1 pseudogene is annotated in these 344 nt (G+C 51.5%); it reads right to left on the bottom strand.

What is annotated here, in order from left to right:
- Window positions 1-246, bottom strand: a pseudogene (locus HBA93_RS19660) (glutamate racemase); the annotation flags it as partial.
- Window positions 247-344: the final 98 nt, after the last annotated feature.

Below are 344 nucleotides of genomic sequence, written 5' to 3'. Positions count from 1 at the left end.
TTCCTCCAGCACCATGATTGACGGCGCGTTGGACGCAATCACAATGGCTGACGGATCAAAGCCTGCCAGATACTCGATGGTACGGCGCATAACCCCGATCAGCTCAGCGCGATTTTTACCGCCATAAGGAAAACTGGCGCGATCAGCGAAATAAATAATATCCTGCTGGGGTAAGCGGCTGCGAATTTCAGCAACCACAGCATAGCTACCGATACCGGCATCAAATACAGCAATCGGTCTGTGCATAAATCACTCTCCCGTCTCCGTGTTTGCGGAACGGTGTCCGCTACCAGAGCGATTTACGTCTGTATCGGATCACAGCACTCGCTCTCATTTCTTTGAGT

The organism is Ochrobactrum sp. SFR4, assembly GCF_019730395.1.
GTDB lineage: Bacteria > Pseudomonadota > Alphaproteobacteria > Rhizobiales > Rhizobiaceae > Pseudochrobactrum.
The sequence above is the reverse complement of the archived record's forward strand: the minus strand, read 5'-3'. Positions and strand labels throughout refer to the sequence as shown.